The sequence below is a fragment of the Acinetobacter sp. ACNIH1 genome (assembly GCF_002934695.1).
GTDB classification, from domain to species: Bacteria; Pseudomonadota; Gammaproteobacteria; order Pseudomonadales; family Moraxellaceae; genus Acinetobacter; species Acinetobacter variabilis.
Genome location: NZ_CP026420.1, coordinates 2,006,683 through 2,021,153 on the forward strand (window position 1 = coordinate 2,006,683; position 14,471 = coordinate 2,021,153).

Consider the following 14,471-nt stretch of genomic DNA (forward strand, 5'->3'; position numbering starts at 1 on the left):
TTTATCTTGATATTTTTATGTCCCGTCCTGAAATAAGTTTACACCTTAAGAGACTTATTTTATGGAACATGCACGAGAACAACGAGTTAAGCGCACACAACGTGATTATAGCTTCGCCTTTAAAATGATGGTGGTACATGAAGTAGAAAAAGGGCAAATTACTTATAAACAAGCTCAGGCAAAATATGGTATTCAAGGAAGATCAACTGTGCTGGTATGGTTACGCAAGCACGGACAACAGGATTGGACTTCGAATATGCCGACTTCTTCTAAACGCCAATTGACACCCCAACAACGAATCCGCCAATTAGAAAAACAGTTAGCCGCAGAAAAGCTCAAAACTGAATTTATACAGGATGTGATTTATCACATTGATAAAGAGTGTGGGACTGATCTTGGAAAAAAGTATACCGAGCACGTTTCAAAGATTGGCAAAGCCAAAGAAGACTAAGCGTTTCACGTTATTGTCAGTGGTTAGGAATCACCCGACAAGCTTATTATCAAGCAGAAAAACGTGCTCAAATGACTGCACAAGTAACAGAACAAATACTCGAGTTGGTTATGGAGTATCGCTGTCTCATGCCAAGTATCGGAACACGTAAGCTGTATTGGCTTATTAAAGGCAAATTGTTGCAGCGTGGTTTAAAGTGTGGACGGGATCAGTTATTTAAGATATTGAAAGAAAATAATTTATTGATTCGCCCCAAGCGTCGTTATACAAAAACTACGGATAGCAAGCATTGGATGAAGAAGCATCCAAATTTATTAAAGGATTATTCAGCGGTGCAAGCCAATGAAGTCTTTGTCAGTGATATTACCTATGTTGAGAGTGCTGAAGGCGTACATTATTTATCCTTAGTGACAGATGCTTATACCCGCCAGATTAAAGGTTATAAGTTATCGAATGATATGCGTGCAGAGAATGTTGTGCAGGCACTACATATGGCGATGCAGCATGTGACAGATCGGGCAGCCAGGATGATTCACCATTCAGACAGAGGCTCTCAGTATTGCTCTGAACTATATCAATCGGCATTACGCCATTATGGGGTATGTCCTTCTATGACAGATGGAGGAGACTGTTACCAGAATGCATTAGCAGAGCGGATTAATGGAATATTAAAGCAGGAGTTTTTAACTACACGATGTCAAACCATGAAAGAGTTAGATCACTTAATTGCGGAATCTATCATGATTTATAATTGCTATAGACCACATTTAAGTTTAAATATGAACACCCCGAATCAGACGTATGAGCAAACTAAAACCGAGCTAATTGCTTAACTCGGTTTGAAGTGGAATACTGTCAATCTATTTCAGGACAAGACATTATTTAAGGGATTTCAGCATAGCGCATATAACGCTGAATCATACGTTTACGTGCTTTTAGGGCTGATGCATTAAGATGATCTTCAAAATATTTTGGATTGGTGAGAATCGCTGCCAGGAAAATGGCCTGATCACGCGTCAGGCTCTCTGCAGTCTTACCGAAATAATGTTTGGCTGCAGCTTCTGCCCCGTAGATATTGTCTCCAAACTCAATCGAGTTAAGATACACTTCCAGAATACGCTCTTTAGACCACATGCGTTCCATCATCCAGGTCGCAACAGCTTCCTGACCTTTACGCAGGAATGAACGCTTGTTGACGAGGAACAGATTTTTGGCCAGCTGCTGGGAAATGGTTGACCCACCGGCTACGACACGGCCTTCATTCTTGTTACGGCTGAGCGCAGTCTGAATACCATCCCAGTCAAAGCCATGATGGTGCATGAATTTTCCATCTTCTGCTGTCACTACCGCCCGTTTCAGATTGGTACTGATTTCATCATAAGGGCGCCACTGATGTTGAATGGGCTTGGAGGGCTCAGTCCAATAATCAATCCGCATCATCATGGTGGTATTCACCGGATTGGTTCGCCACCAGGCTAAGCTTGCAAAAATCCACAGTTGAACAAGTAGAATCACACTGACAATCACGAGAAGGGTGCGGGTCAGAAAGGCTTTCATGTCAGCGCGTTACTCCTGAAAATTCAATTTTTCGTGTTAAGCTTATTCGAAATATACAATCACAGCAAAAAAATAGCATGTCTGAAAATTCTCCCCCAACAACACATCGCAAACTTGAAATGCAGCTCTGGTGGATGACCGCACTCTTGATCTGCATCAATGTCGGCCTGTTTGGCTGGCAAGTTCTGAATGGTATGGATATCACACAGCCCAGTTCTCCAGATGCCATTCGCTGGGGGGCAGATTATGCACCTTTAACGTATTTAGCGGAACCCATACGCCTGTTTAGTAGCATGTTTTTTCATTTTGGCTTAATTCACCTGATGTTGAATATGTGGGCACTGTATATTTTTGGTAGTGTCGCTGAACAAATTTTTGGCCGGGTCTATTTTACAGGTCTTTATATTTGTGCCGGCCTGATGGGCAGTTTGCTCAGTGGTTATATGAGCATCCAGGACAGCTATGCCTTAATCGAAGGCGGTGTAGCCAATCCTGGCTTATTGCCGGGTGTTAGTGCGGGTGCTTCGGGTGCAGTCATGGGTCTCGGTGCCTCACTGACTGTTCTGTCTTTACTGCCGATGTTGCCCCGTCAGCCTTTTATTCTGGATAAAAAGACACTGGTAATGATCATGGGCCTTAACCTGGTGATGGGCTTTATGATTAGCGGAATTAACAATGCCGCACATATTGGCGGCATGATCATGGGGGCCGGACTAACAGCGCTCTGGTATCTCGGTCAGAAAATGCAGCGTGGCCGTTTGGTCAGTCTGGTTGCCTTACTGCTCGGCGTCGCTGCCTGTGTCGTGCTGTATCAATATAATCTGGCCCTGCTTGAACTGATCCGCCCACTCTGGCAAGAGATTTTACAGATGCTACAACAGCAGTTAGCGGATCAAACTGCGTGAGATGAATCTTATTGATTCATCTCACGCAGGCTTTGCAAGGGCGGAATCTCGGAAAGATAACTCAGACGATAACGCCCGATCAGGGTACACAAAACTGTCATAAACACAGGCAGGATAATCCAAATTTCCCAATGGGGCTCGATGATCAGATCTATCTTATAGCTGGCAATGGCGCTGATCACTTCTGCAAACAGACATGAAACAATACCTGCGAATAGTCCGATAAAACCGATTTCCAGACTCATCATGGTTTTCAGCTTCTGTTTGGAACTACCAAAAGACCGGAGCAAAGCCACTTCACGTTTACGTTCATCCATGAGCAGGTTTAGACAGGCCATCAGTACTAGAAAACCGGATACGCTGACCAGCACAGCCAGAATGGTAATGATCTGCACCAGTACATTCACAATCCGTTTGATTTCTTCCAGAATCAGGCTGACATCAATAAATACCGTATTGGAAAACCGCTGAACCAGATTCACCAGTTTATCTTTATCTGTTTCCGGTACATAGAAGCTGCCCAGATAACTGCCAGCATTAGCATCCATGGTATTTGGTGCAAAGATAAAGAAGAAGTTTGGACTAAAACTTTCCCACTCTACCGTTCTGAGATTCACCACTTTGGCTTCGAGTATGCCTTCAGGCAAGCTAAAACTGAGCTTATCCCCCAGTTTGATGCCCAGCTCTTGTGCAGTATTGGCTTCGACCGAAACCTCACCCGGCTGTTTCAATCCTGCCTCCCCCTGCACAATGACATTATCCTGAGGATAGCGATCCGATTGAGTCAGATTCAGTTCACGTCTTAAGGTATTACTCTGCTTGACCAGTTCAGCAGCAAAAGGATGATCATTTTTCGCCACCAGACGCCCGCGAATATTGGGATACAAGGGTGTACTTTTCCAGCCATTCTGTTCTAACTGAGCTTTTAAGTCAGGCATGTCAAAAGGCGGCAGACCATAGACAAACTGGTTGGGTGTCCCTTCCGGCAACTGTTGCTGCCAGCGATCAAGCAGGTCGGTACGTAGCACAGCCAGCACACTGATCAAGCTGAGTCCAAGGGCTAAAGCAGTAATTTGTAAAGCGGTCTGATACGGTGTCCGCACATACGCAGACAGGTTGGATTTCAGATTACGCAGCAGTTTTAAGATACTCCAGACCGTGAAATACAGTACGGCACAGAGCAGGATAATGGCCCCGATCACCCAAGCTGTCAGCAGAATATTTTCCGTTAAAATCACACTGAAAATAATCAGACTTAAGGTTCCGGTCAGTAACATCCACAACATCGAATGGACGGATTTTTCCTGCTGACGAATGACCCGAATCGGAGGGGTATTCAAGAGCTGAAACAGACTTGGCATGACAAAGCCCAATAACACCACAGCACTGGTCAGCATGGCAATTGGCAATGGTCTCAGCAGCATCGCCGTAGCAGAAAACTCAAGCTGCAAGTTTGGAATCAGCTGTAGCATAAGTTGCAATAAGCCATAACCCAATGCTACACCTATTACGCTACCAACCAGCATGGCGATTAAAAGCACTAAACCTAGCAAAGCCAGATAAGCGGCCAGAATCTGATTTTTGGTCGCGCCAATACAGCGCATCAGGGCAATATGATCCTGATTCTGCTGCACATAACGCTGCGCAGTTAAAGCAATGGCAATCCCGCATAACAAAATGGTGAGAATATTGGCCAGTTGCAAAAAAGTATCCAGATTGGCAATTGGTTTCATTAAACGGGTATTGCCTTCGCTGGCATTACGTAAGCGCAGACTGCCCTGCTGTTCCAGTTCTTGTCCCTCAACCCCAGCATCTGCTTCATCTGAAGTTCCATTTTCAGATTTTATCTTCTGCTTGAACCAGGCTTCATATTGCCGGGTATCGGCTGGATTACCCGCCATTAATAAACGGTAATCAATCCGGCTACCGACCTGAATCGCATTGGTGCGCGCCACTTCTGACTGAGCAATAATTACAGTCGGCGAAAAGCCAGAAAAGCCGAGCTCCTGATTCGAATCCTGCTCGATTTTTGCAGTAACCTTAAATTTGGCATCGGCAATATTCAGTTCATCACCCAGTTTGACCTTAAGTAGATCCATGGCCCGTGAACTCAGCCAGATTTCCCCCGCTTGGATTTTGTCTGCTGCAGGTTGAACCCGTAGCTCTCCTCGTAAAGGAAAAGCCTGATCAATAGCCTTAACATTGACCATGACAAACTGATCATTGGTATAAGCCATCGTACTAAAAAATGTGACTTCAGATTGCTGTAAATCGAGCTGCCTGGCCTGATCACGCCATTCCTGAGCTAGCGGCTCATTATCAGAAAGTACCAAATCTCCCGCCAGCATTTCAGCTGCCTGTAAAGCAACGGCGTTCTGAATCTGTTCATTACTGAACTTTAGTGCCGTTGTGGCACTAATCGCTAAGGTCAGCGCGATGATTAGCAGATAAATTCCTGTCGTATTAAAACTTTGTCTGAGTAAAGGACGAAACAGATGCTGCATATCAGCCTCCACTCGCATGTTCAATCAACTGACCATTGACCAGTTCAAAATGACGCTGGCATTGCCGGGCCAGATCAGGATCATGGGTAACCAGAATCAGCGTGGTGCTTAATTCACGATTCAACTGAAAGAGCAGTTGTTCGATTTCTTGGGCAGTTTCCCCGTCCAGATTACCTGTCGGTTCATCAGCAAAAATGATTTTAGGCTCACTGACCAGTGCGCGGGCAATGGCGACACGTTGCTGCTCCCCACCCGACAGTACTTTCGGTGTTTGCTGAGCCTGACGGTCTAATCCGACCTTTTGTAGCAATGCCAGCGCCTTTTGTTCGGCATGGCTATATTTAAAATATGGCTGTAAACGTAAAGGCAGCATGACATTTTCAAGCGCAGTAAGATGAGGCAAAAGCTGGAAAGACTGAAATACAAAGCCAATATTTTTTAGCCGGACTAAAGCGCGCTGTTCTTCATTCAAGCTCGATACCAGCTCCCCACAAACCGTTAACTGCCCGGCACTGGCCTGATCCAAAGTGGCCAAAATACCCAGTAAAGTCGACTTTCCTGAACCGGAACGTCCGGTAATGGCGACCTGTTCTCCAGTCAAAATTTCCAGCGAAAGATCTTCAAAAATAGTCAGTTGTTTTTGTGAAAGTTGTATCTTTTGTGTCAATTTCTGGGCAGAAATAATCGCTTGTGGCATGATGGTCGAATCGTTGCTGCTTTGAATCATACGTGTCCTATATGAAAGATCTATATCAGAAAAATCGTGTATTGCCTTGCCTGGTATTCTTTGGACTGTGCCTGATTCCTTTTAGTCTGTCGGCAAAGACCATTATGATTGTGGGTGACAGTATAAGTGCTGGTTATGGCATGCAACCACAGCAAGGTTGGGTACATTTATTACAAAAGCGTTTGGACCAACACTATCCGAAACAGCATAAAGTGGTCAATGCAAGTGTGAGCGGTGAAACCACCAGTGGTGCCCTGGCGAGATTACCAAAACTATTGCAGACTCACCGTCCAGATGTTGTGGTGATTGAGCTTGGCGGGAATGATGGCCTGCGTGGGCAGCCACCCCAAATGATTCAAAAAAATTTAGCAGCTCTGGTACAGCAGAGCCAGAAAGCCAGGGCGAATGTCATTGTTTTTGGAATGAAAATGCCACCAAATTATGGTCAGGCATATAGCAAGGCTTTTGAAAATAACTATAAGGTGGTCAGTCAGCAGTATAAGGTCAAATTACTACCCTTCTTTATGCAAGGTGTCGCTGGCAATAAAGGCCTAATGCAACAGGATCAGATTCACCCCAATGCCAAAGCCCAAACTATTTTATTAAATAATGCTTATCCTTATATTAAAGGCGCCCTCTAAGACGCCTTTAACTGGATCAAATCTTAAAATTTTCTTAGAAGTCAAAAAAAGTCACTTCACCGGTTTCAAGTGAATATTCTGCACCAATCACCTGTAACTTACCTTTAGCAATCAGGCTTTCCAGAACTGCAGAACCATGACGTAATTGATTTACTGAAGCAAATACATTGGAACGGACTGCATGTTTAGACAGTTTATTCAGGTCATCTTTCAGTTCAGTCTGCATTAGAATTTCAACTGATGGACGTACACGGTTCACAATCGACATCAGATTTGCAGATGGCGGCGTTGCTGGATTGGTTAATGCTTCAATTGTTGAATGAATAGCGCCACAATGTGTATGACCCAAGACAATTACAATCGGACAGCCAAAACTTTCTGCTGCGAATTCGACACTGCCGACTTGAGACGGTGCAACAATATTACCTGCTACCCGAATGACAAACAGATCACCTAACCCTTGGTCAAAGACCATTTCTGCGGGTACACGTGAATCTGAACATCCTAAAACAATAGCAAATGGTTCCTGACTTTCTGCCATTTCAGCACGTTGCTGATGCGATAATAATTTTAAATGCTGCGTTTCACCATTGACAAAGCGCTGGTTACCCTTTTTAAGACGATCTATAGCTTCCTGAGCTGTGAGCATTCTTTTTTACCATCGATGTTTTTAGTGGGAATATCTTACTGCTAGATTTTTTGAATGTCACTTGCAAAAAAAATTAGCTGTAAAATTTTTAGCTCTTTGATGATTTCTTGTTCTGGGAATTTTTCTGTGAAGTTCGTCACGGTTTTTGGACAGTTTTTCTGCTTCAGCTAATAATTAACAGATGTACAATATTAAGGAATGCTTTAAAATAAGTGAAACATTACGATTTGATTCATCTATAAATTGCAAATCGATAACACGGAAGTATTTTGAGCGTTTTTGCTCAGTTTTTTTCAAGGGACAGTGCTAATGAAGAAAATAATAAAATTGCGCTCAAAAATTATCTATTCCACTTTAGTCGCTCTGGGTCTCAGCATATCCAGCCTGAGCCATAGCCAATATCTGTTTACGCCACCGAAAGCCAAGTCTGCTGAAGTTTTACAGCTTTATCTGAGCCAGCAACGCATTCAGGCGGGCCTACAATCCAAAACATTGAAAGTCAGTGATGTGACCTGGAGTTATAGCGAAGGTGGTGCAAAAAACAAACCCTCGATTATCCTGATTCATGGTCTGGCAGGCACACGCGACAACTGGAACCGCGTCGCCCAGTTTTTGACGCCCTATTATCATGTCATCATTCCAGATTTGCCGAGTAATGGCGATACCCGAGTTCCAGCAGATTTTGATTTGTCTGTACCCAATGTCACTTCGCAATTACGTACCTTTGTCGAAACCCTGAAGATTGAAAAAAATCTGCATGTCGCCGGTCATTCTCTAGGCGGCTCAATTGCGACAGTCTATGCATCACAATACCCTTTCGATACCCAAAGCCTGTTTCTAGTGAATAGTGCCGGCATCTATAAAATGGGAAATACGCCTTATACCAAAGACCCGCATGCACTCAAAGACCTGATTGTCAGTAAACCTGGTGATCTGGAAGATGTCTCCAAACAGCTAATGCAGAATCCGCCAGCGATGCCTTACCAGTTAAGACATGCGCAGGAAAAACTGTTGATTGCCCGTTCCGAACAAACCAGCAAATCGATTGATCAGGTGGTAATGCTTAACCGGTTGTATACGCCTGATACCTTTGCCCGTCTGACCCGTACAGTGGAAGCGCCTACCTTGATTCTATGGGGAAAACAGGACCGGATTATTAATGTCGAAGTGGTGAAAGAGTTATATTCTTTATTAAAACGTGCTGAAACTCCGGTGATTTTAAATAATGTTGGTCATATGCCGATTCTGGAAGCAGAAAAACAGGTCGCCCAACATTATTTACCTTTCCTGGCCAAGACACAGACCCTAAAAAATCCACTAGCTGATAAACTCATTCCTTTTAATTAAGTTTCAGAGAAGTTATGCAGAAACATCCGATGATTGAGCAGTTGATTGATGCTCAACTTGATTTTCTTGATCAGGTATTTTCTCAATCTGAAACCATTCAAAGCGAGTTTCACGAGTTTTATCTCTGGTTGCGCAAGCAGACGCTTAAAGATCTGTGGAGCTGTGAACTGATCAATCAGCTACTACAAAAGCAGATTCTGGATACTGCTGCCAGTTCTTTTCTGATTGAGCAGATTGCCGAACATATCCGGTTCGCACTGGTTCATCCAGCCAATGATACGACCAAAATTGCAGATGTCATTCCGGTACTGACCATTGATAAAATTGCACAATATGTGGCCAGCAAAAGTGGTCATCGTCAGCGCCTGATCAAAGCGGTGGTGAATAATCCTGCTTTTTCAGCCATGATTACGCAACTGATCCAACATTCGATTCAGGATTATCTGGATAATTCTGTGATTGCCAAGAGTGTTCCGGGCGTTTCCCGCTTCATGAAAATGGGAAAATCTGTTCTGGAAAATGTTACGGATTCCAGTCTGGACAATACAGTTGCCCGTTATTTGCAAAAAAATATTTTAAAACTTAGCCAAATGAGTGAGCATGTGCTGAACCAGCACTTTGATGATGACAAGCTATACCATTTTCAGGCCAATCTTTGGCATAAGATCAAAGACATGCCGCTGTCCGTGCTCAAGAACTATATTGAAACCCAGGACCTGAATCAGACGGTCGGCTTAGGTCATGACATCTGGAATCACATACGTCAGACAGACTATCTGCAGCAGCAACTGCATGACGGGATTTATACCTGGTATGTACGCAATCAGAAACATACATTTGATCAGTTATTACGAGATCTGAATATTGATGAATCGTTGATTCAATATGAGCTGAATGAATTGCTAACACCGATAATTCAGCAGATGATTCATCAGGGCTATTTGCGTGAACGTGCCCGTGCCTATCTAGAAAAATTCTATTATGCTGAAAATACCTTAAAAATTTTAAAGATTGAAGACTAAAAAAAGCCGCTCGAGAGCGGCTTTTTCATATCTATGAATTAGAATTTGATATTCATACCTACGGTGTATCTACGACCATCAAGTACAATGTCATAATCGCCATTGGTAATTTCTTTATTGGCAATGTTATAAATACCAGCAGTCAAACTTAAGTTATCTGTCGCTTTAAAGACTGCACCGGCATCAAAAGTACCATATCCCGGTGTCCCATTATCCATAGAAGTACGGCTTAAATAATCACTGGTTTTGCCACGGTAATTATAGTCCATCCAGGTCGTCCAGGTATCTGAAACATCATAATTCAGACCGACATTCAGCATATGTTTTGGCATTTTATTCAAAGGCTGGCCTTTAAATTCGCCACTTTTTTGCTCAGTTTTTGTATAAGTATAACTTGTACTCGCGTGAAGATTATCCAGTACATCATAGTCTAATGTAAATTCAGCACCTTTCATTTCTGCATCGGAAACGTTTTTCATTTGGCTAACAAATCGATATGGCTTGCCATTTGCCGAACATTTCCATTCTTCTACAGGAGAACTATTTGTTGTTCCTGGCGTGTCAAATAAACGATCTTCAACAATTTTATCTTTAAAATCAGATTTAAAGACCATTAAACTGCTTGTTAAGCCAAGTTCAGGAGCCGAATAGTTAAATCCGAATTCATAGCTCGTGCTTTTTTCTGGAGACAAATCAGGGTTACCAATGATGACAGCACTGCCTTTTCCTGTTCTGCTACCAAAACCTTCTGAAATTTGGCTAATCGTTGGTTGCTTATAGCCTGTACTTACACCACCTTTCAAAGTTATAGCATCTGTTAAATGATAAACACCATAGACACGCGGTGTAATTTCACCACCAAAGTATTCATCTTTATTGTAGCGGGCGCCCACAGTTAAAGCGAAATCATCGGTAATGCTCCACTCATTTTCTGCATATAAAGCAAATAACCAACGGTCGAGTGAAGTGACCCCAGTAATATCGGCTAGACCATTTGTGGTATCAGTGATTTTTTCTTTTTGATATTGACCACCCACTGTTAATGCATGGTTACCCAAAAAGAATGAGCCTTGTGTATTAAAGACTTTTAATTCTTCATTTTTTCGTCAGCAACGGCACCACTATAAACTTTTTTAGTTGTTTCATCTTGATAGTATGAATCAAGGCTAAAATTATCGTAACGTGCTTTATGCGTTAAGGTATATAGATTTTTCTCATTTTCATTGATAGAGGCTTGAGTGGCAACATCCACACTTTTACCCAGTGTCGTGGTGTACTGCTGCCCTGTAAAATCATATCTCAAACCAATATCGTTATGTTCATCGATATTCCAAACCAGTTCAGTACCGAGCTTTCTAACTTTCTTCTCAGACTCACTTGAACCAGATTTTTGCCCTTCTCCACCGACAAAGTCACTTTCGTCATTCCCCTGGAAGTTACCATCTATACTTAAAGATAATTTATTTTGAATTAATGGGCCTGTGACATACATGCTGACGCCATAACTATCATTTGCATAATCATTATCAGACTTCGTATATTCAGGAGAAATACTTCCATGCCAATTACTAGCAGACGCTTTTTTAGTAATAATGTTAATTACCCCCCCCATAGCATCTGAACCATAAAGTGATGACATTGGACCACGTACGACTTCGATCCGTTCAATCATGTCAATTGGTGGTAAATATGCACCAATTTTCCCACCATCTGTACCATTACCATTCACTGCTCTACCGGCACTAATTGGTCTGCCATCAACAAGGTATTTCGTGTAGGTTGCACCCATACCTCGGATTGTAATCTCTTTATTATTGCCACCGCCTTGTACAGAAACACCTGGCATATTTTTTACAGCATCAATTAGGGTCTGTTGACATTTACTGTTCATAATTAAACCTATAAAGGTAGCCATAAAAATATACAGGCTAAGGCAACAGCACTTTGATAATTTCTTTTGAGCTTGTCATATCGAGTAGCTATTCCTCTAAATTGCTTTAATCTACAAAACATATTTTCAACTAAATGCTTGATTTTATATAAATACCAGTCCATATGATCATTGTTCGATTGGCTATTTATTTTCTTTGGTATATTCGCTTTTGTCCCTGTTTTTCTGATCTGTTCACGCAGTGGTTCTGAATCATAGCCTTTATCTGCGCAGACCACTTTTGTCTCTTTTAAGTCTAATGTTGATATTAAATCAGGTGCAACTTTGACATCATGTGTGGTTCCATCGGTAATCATGAAATCAACAGGATTGCCATTTGCATCAACAATCAAATGTATTTTTGAGGAGTTTCCTCCTACACTTTTAGAAATGGATTGATTCGCTATACCGGCAGAATGTTGATGAGCACGTACGTGAGAGCCATCAATAAAAATCCACTCCATATCGGGGCATGATGCTAATAATTTGAATAATCTAAGCAACTTACCACTGCTTGACCAACGATTAAAAGGTTTGAAAATAGAGTTTGATTGACCGAAATAGGAAGGAATATCTCGCCACGGACAGCCTGTTCTAATTCTATAGAGAATAGCTTCAATAAAATTACGTAAATTTGAGTTGTGATGAATAGATAAATTACGCAAAATAGTTTTCAACTTTTGCCAGTGTTGATCTGTCAGCATGGTACGAAGCATAGCGAATAGTAAAATTGGGTTTGGCGATTTGATTTTACTACTTCGCTATTTTTTAAGCTAAAAGTGTCAACACACCCTACATCTGTATATGATTTTTTTTGTAATTCTTCCGCGGTAATGACTGAAATAGAAGCAGGTGCATCTGCAATATTTTGTTCAAAACCGCCCGCTGTGGTTACCACAATGGTCTGCAATTTAGTAGCTTCAGTCTGTAATGCTGCTTTTTGTTCTTCAGTTACCTGGTCTTGTGCTTGTACTGAAACAGCTAATGCTGAAAGCACTGCAAAGGCCAAAGTCGATTTCATAAACGGCTTACTCATATTCGAAGGTGCCCCAAAAGTTGATTTATGAAGAAATATTGCTGGAATTGTGACGCATTGTAACAAAAGTAATTACAAATACAATCGCTATTGATAATTATTATCACTATCAAATACAAATAAAAAAAATACCCCGATTATTCGAGGTATTTCTTACAAGCTAAATTTTATTAGAGACTTATTTGAAATAAGCACCTTCAGCTTGGGTATGGTCAGTCTGGTCAACGACACGTGCCAACTCAGGAATGTGCTGTTTCAAGGTTGTTTCAACGCCTTGTTTTAAAGTCACATCAATTGCTGAACAGCCTTGGCAACCACCACCAAATTTAAGAACCGCAGTTAAGCCATGCTCAGGATCTTCAACCACTTCAACCAGTGCACAGTTACCACCATGACCTGCCAGACCTGGGTTAATTTCTGACTGAAGCACATAAGTAATACGTTCTTCTACAGAGGCATCAGGACCCACACGTGGCACTTTAGAATTTGGTGCACGGAAAGTCAGCTGACCACCAAAACGGTCTTTATTGTAGTCAATAACTGCATCTAGCAAGTATGGAATTGACGGAGAGTCTATATAGGCCGGAAAATCTGGATATTCCTGCTTATAGTCTGTAGGTACAACCTCATCAGGTGCACTATAAGCCATGCAACATTCAGCGCGCGGTGTACCCGGATTTTCTACAAACACACGTACGCCAATACCTGGTGTATTCTGTTTGTCCAATAGATCCTTTAAATACTCTTGTGCTGTCGGTGTAATCAAAAGATTTGGAATTTCTTCTGCAACCGGAGTGTTGCTGTTCTCAGTCGACATAACAATAATTTCCTCAAGCTGAAGCTGCTATTTTAACTGAAGATGCGGGGTAATTATAAAAATTCAACCAAAATTGTCGGATTTATTATAAAAGTCGCACTTTAGATTTGTTTTAATGGCATGATCATTGTCAAATAGATAGAACCAGAATTACTTATATGCTTGATTTGTCTTTTAATCATACCGTCACTATTATTCTGATCACCTGTATTGTTTCTTTTATTGCTTTTTCAAAAGAAAAGGTAATGAATCGTCTGATTTTCTGGCCGCCTGCCATGCAACGTGGTCAATATGACCGTTTCATTACCCATGGTTTTATCCATGCAGATGGCACGCATTTACTGTTCAATATGATCACGCTGTTCTTTTTCGGCAGCATTATTGAAAGTTTTTATCGCCAGTATTTATATGATCTGGGCTTTATTCTGTTTTATCTTGGTGGTCTGGTTGCAGCGATTTTGCCAAGTTATCTGAAACATAAAAATGATGCGCGCTGGGCCAGCTTGGGTGCTTCTGGTGCAGTATCCGCGGTTCTGTTCGCTTATATTCTGTTTGAACCATGGAAGCTGATTTTCGTGTTCTTTATTCCAGTCCCTGCGATTATTTTTGCTGTTTTATATGTGGCCTATAGTATCTGGTCGGGCAAGCGCGGCAACAGCAATATCAATCACAGTGCCCATCTATGGGGTGCGGCTTATGGTGTGGTGATGACGATTATTCTGGAACCACGACTTATTCCGCATTTCCTGAATAAACTGACTCAAATCCCCTTCTAAAGTTTTGAATGATTAAGGGATAGCCATTATCCCTTTTTTAATTATTCACATATGAAAATGATTTTCATTTCTATAAATTATACTAATCTTGTCGCGAATTTAGAGGAAT

The 14,471-nt window shown here is 41.9% G+C and carries 15 protein-coding genes; 6 read left to right on the forward strand and 9 right to left on the reverse strand.

All coding sequences use genetic code 11. The features are described from left to right. Positions 1 to 61 precede the first annotated feature (61 nt). Positions 62 to 1,284 (forward strand): IS3 family transposase gene (locus C3F22_RS09885; protein WP_104425744.1). Its coding sequence is split into 2 segments (ribosomal slippage): positions 62 to 398 and positions 398 to 1,284, totalling 1,224 coding nucleotides; the frame shifts between segments, so codons are not numbered across the junction. 49 nt (positions 1,285 to 1,333) lie between these two features. Here C3F22_RS09885 and mtgA read toward each other — a convergent pair. Next, positions 1,334 to 2,008 (reverse strand): monofunctional biosynthetic peptidoglycan transglycosylase, encoded by a 675-nt coding sequence (gene mtgA / locus C3F22_RS09890; RefSeq protein ID WP_104426463.1) that lies wholly within the window; start codon positions 2,006 to 2,008, stop codon positions 1,334 to 1,336. Positions 2,009 to 2,085: 77 nt separating this feature from the next. Here mtgA and C3F22_RS09895 point away from each other — a divergent pair, with 77 nt between their 5' ends. Next, a complete protein-coding gene (locus C3F22_RS09895) occupies positions 2,086 to 2,913 on the forward strand; it encodes a rhomboid family intramembrane serine protease (RefSeq protein ID WP_104426464.1) in 828 nt (275 codons plus the stop codon). 8 nt (positions 2,914 to 2,921) lie between these two features. Here the strand turns inward: C3F22_RS09895 and C3F22_RS09900 are convergent, their stop codons facing one another. After that, positions 2,922 to 5,417, reverse strand: a complete 2,496-nt coding sequence (locus C3F22_RS09900; protein WP_104426465.1) for an ABC transporter permease — start codon at positions 5,415 to 5,417, stop codon at positions 2,922 to 2,924. 1 nt (position 5,418) lies between these two features. Continuing rightward, positions 5,419 to 6,144, reverse strand: coding sequence for an ABC transporter ATP-binding protein (locus tag C3F22_RS09905; RefSeq protein WP_104426466.1), 726 nt, complete (start codon positions 6,142 to 6,144; stop codon positions 5,419 to 5,421). 11 nt (positions 6,145 to 6,155) lie between these two features. On the opposite strand from C3F22_RS09905, the gene C3F22_RS09910 reads away from it, so the two are divergent. After that, on the forward strand, positions 6,156 to 6,785 hold the full coding sequence (locus C3F22_RS09910) for an arylesterase (protein ID WP_104427010.1): 630 nt from the start codon (positions 6,156 to 6,158) through the stop codon (positions 6,783 to 6,785). A gap of 34 nt (positions 6,786 to 6,819) precedes the next feature. Here the strand turns inward: C3F22_RS09910 and C3F22_RS09915 are convergent, their stop codons facing one another. Beyond that, complete coding sequence (locus C3F22_RS09915; protein WP_004783034.1) at positions 6,820 to 7,434, reverse strand: carbonic anhydrase; 615 nt, start codon at positions 7,432 to 7,434, stop codon at positions 6,820 to 6,822. A 309-nt stretch (positions 7,435 to 7,743) separates the two neighbouring features. Here C3F22_RS09915 and C3F22_RS09920 point away from each other — a divergent pair, with 309 nt between their 5' ends. Continuing rightward, positions 7,744 to 8,781 carry an alpha/beta fold hydrolase gene (locus C3F22_RS09920; protein WP_104426467.1) on the forward strand — a complete coding sequence of 346 codons (1,038 nt, stop codon included), beginning with the start codon at positions 7,744 to 7,746 and terminating at the stop codon, positions 8,779 to 8,781. 14 nt (positions 8,782 to 8,795) lie between these two features. Further along, positions 8,796 to 9,803: a hypothetical protein gene (locus C3F22_RS09925; RefSeq protein ID WP_104426468.1), complete on the forward strand. Its 1,008-nt coding sequence runs from the start codon at positions 8,796 to 8,798 to the stop codon at positions 9,801 to 9,803. Between the two features lie 38 nt (positions 9,804 to 9,841). Here the strand turns inward: C3F22_RS09925 and C3F22_RS18565 are convergent, their stop codons facing one another. From C3F22_RS18565 to nfuA, 5 genes are all read right to left on the reverse strand, one after another. Beyond that, positions 9,842 to 10,861 (reverse strand): TonB-dependent receptor domain-containing protein, encoded by a 1,020-nt coding sequence (locus C3F22_RS18565; RefSeq protein WP_228203535.1) that lies wholly within the window; start codon positions 10,859 to 10,861, stop codon positions 9,842 to 9,844. 29 nt (positions 10,862 to 10,890) lie between these two features. Then, positions 10,891 to 11,718, reverse strand: a complete 828-nt coding sequence (locus C3F22_RS18570; RefSeq protein WP_228203536.1) for a TonB-dependent receptor plug domain-containing protein — start codon at positions 11,716 to 11,718, stop codon at positions 10,891 to 10,893. Next, entirely contained in the window at positions 11,703 to 12,449 is a 747-nt protein-coding gene (locus C3F22_RS09935) for an IS5 family transposase (RefSeq protein ID WP_104426455.1), read from the reverse strand. Before C3F22_RS09935 ends, C3F22_RS18570 begins: the two co-directional genes overlap by 16 nt. Further along, positions 12,431 to 12,769, reverse strand: a complete 339-nt coding sequence (locus C3F22_RS09940; protein ID WP_104426469.1) for a hypothetical protein — start codon at positions 12,767 to 12,769, stop codon at positions 12,431 to 12,433. Before C3F22_RS09940 ends, C3F22_RS09935 begins: the two co-directional genes overlap by 19 nt. Positions 12,770 to 12,947: 178 nt before the next feature. Next, complete coding sequence (gene nfuA / locus C3F22_RS09945; RefSeq protein WP_004783039.1) at positions 12,948 to 13,586, reverse strand: Fe-S biogenesis protein NfuA; 639 nt, start codon at positions 13,584 to 13,586, stop codon at positions 12,948 to 12,950. A 158-nt stretch (positions 13,587 to 13,744) separates the two neighbouring features. Between nfuA and C3F22_RS09950 the strand changes: the two genes are divergently transcribed. Continuing rightward, complete coding sequence (locus C3F22_RS09950; protein ID WP_104426470.1) at positions 13,745 to 14,362, forward strand: rhomboid family intramembrane serine protease; 618 nt, start codon at positions 13,745 to 13,747, stop codon at positions 14,360 to 14,362. Positions 14,363 to 14,471: the final 109 nt, after the last annotated feature.

Excerpts from the sequence above, each read along its gene's own strand:
- mtgA (WP_104426463.1), bottom strand. The coding sequence starts at position 2,008 with ATGAAAGCCTTTCTGACCCGCACCCTTCTCGTGATTGTCAGTGTGATT.
- C3F22_RS09895 (WP_104426464.1), top strand. The coding sequence starts at position 2,086 with ATGTCTGAAAATTCTCCCCCAACAACACATCGCAAACTTGAAATGCAG.
- C3F22_RS09900 (WP_104426465.1), bottom strand. The coding sequence starts at position 5,417 with ATGCAGCATCTGTTTCGTCCTTTACTCAGACAAAGTTTTAATACGACA.
- C3F22_RS09905 (WP_104426466.1), bottom strand. The coding sequence starts at position 6,144 with ATGATTCAAAGCAGCAACGATTCGACCATCATGCCACAAGCGATTATT.
- C3F22_RS09910 (WP_104427010.1), top strand. The coding sequence starts at position 6,156 with ATGAAAGATCTATATCAGAAAAATCGTGTATTGCCTTGCCTGGTATTC.
- C3F22_RS09915 (WP_004783034.1), bottom strand. The coding sequence starts at position 7,434 with ATGCTCACAGCTCAGGAAGCTATAGATCGTCTTAAAAAGGGTAACCAG.
- C3F22_RS09920 (WP_104426467.1), top strand. The coding sequence starts at position 7,744 with ATGAAGAAAATAATAAAATTGCGCTCAAAAATTATCTATTCCACTTTA.
- C3F22_RS09925 (WP_104426468.1), top strand. The coding sequence starts at position 8,796 with ATGCAGAAACATCCGATGATTGAGCAGTTGATTGATGCTCAACTTGAT.
- C3F22_RS18570 (WP_228203536.1), bottom strand. The coding sequence starts at position 11,718 with ATGGCTACCTTTATAGGTTTAATTATGAACAGTAAATGTCAACAGACC.
- C3F22_RS09935 (WP_104426455.1), bottom strand. The coding sequence starts at position 12,449 with ATGCTTCGTACCATGCTGACAGATCAACACTGGCAAAAGTTGAAAACT.
- C3F22_RS09940 (WP_104426469.1), bottom strand. The coding sequence starts at position 12,769 with ATGAGTAAGCCGTTTATGAAATCGACTTTGGCCTTTGCAGTGCTTTCA.
- nfuA (WP_004783039.1), bottom strand. The coding sequence starts at position 13,586 with ATGTCGACTGAGAACAGCAACACTCCGGTTGCAGAAGAAATTCCAAAT.
- C3F22_RS09950 (WP_104426470.1), top strand. The coding sequence starts at position 13,745 with ATGCTTGATTTGTCTTTTAATCATACCGTCACTATTATTCTGATCACC.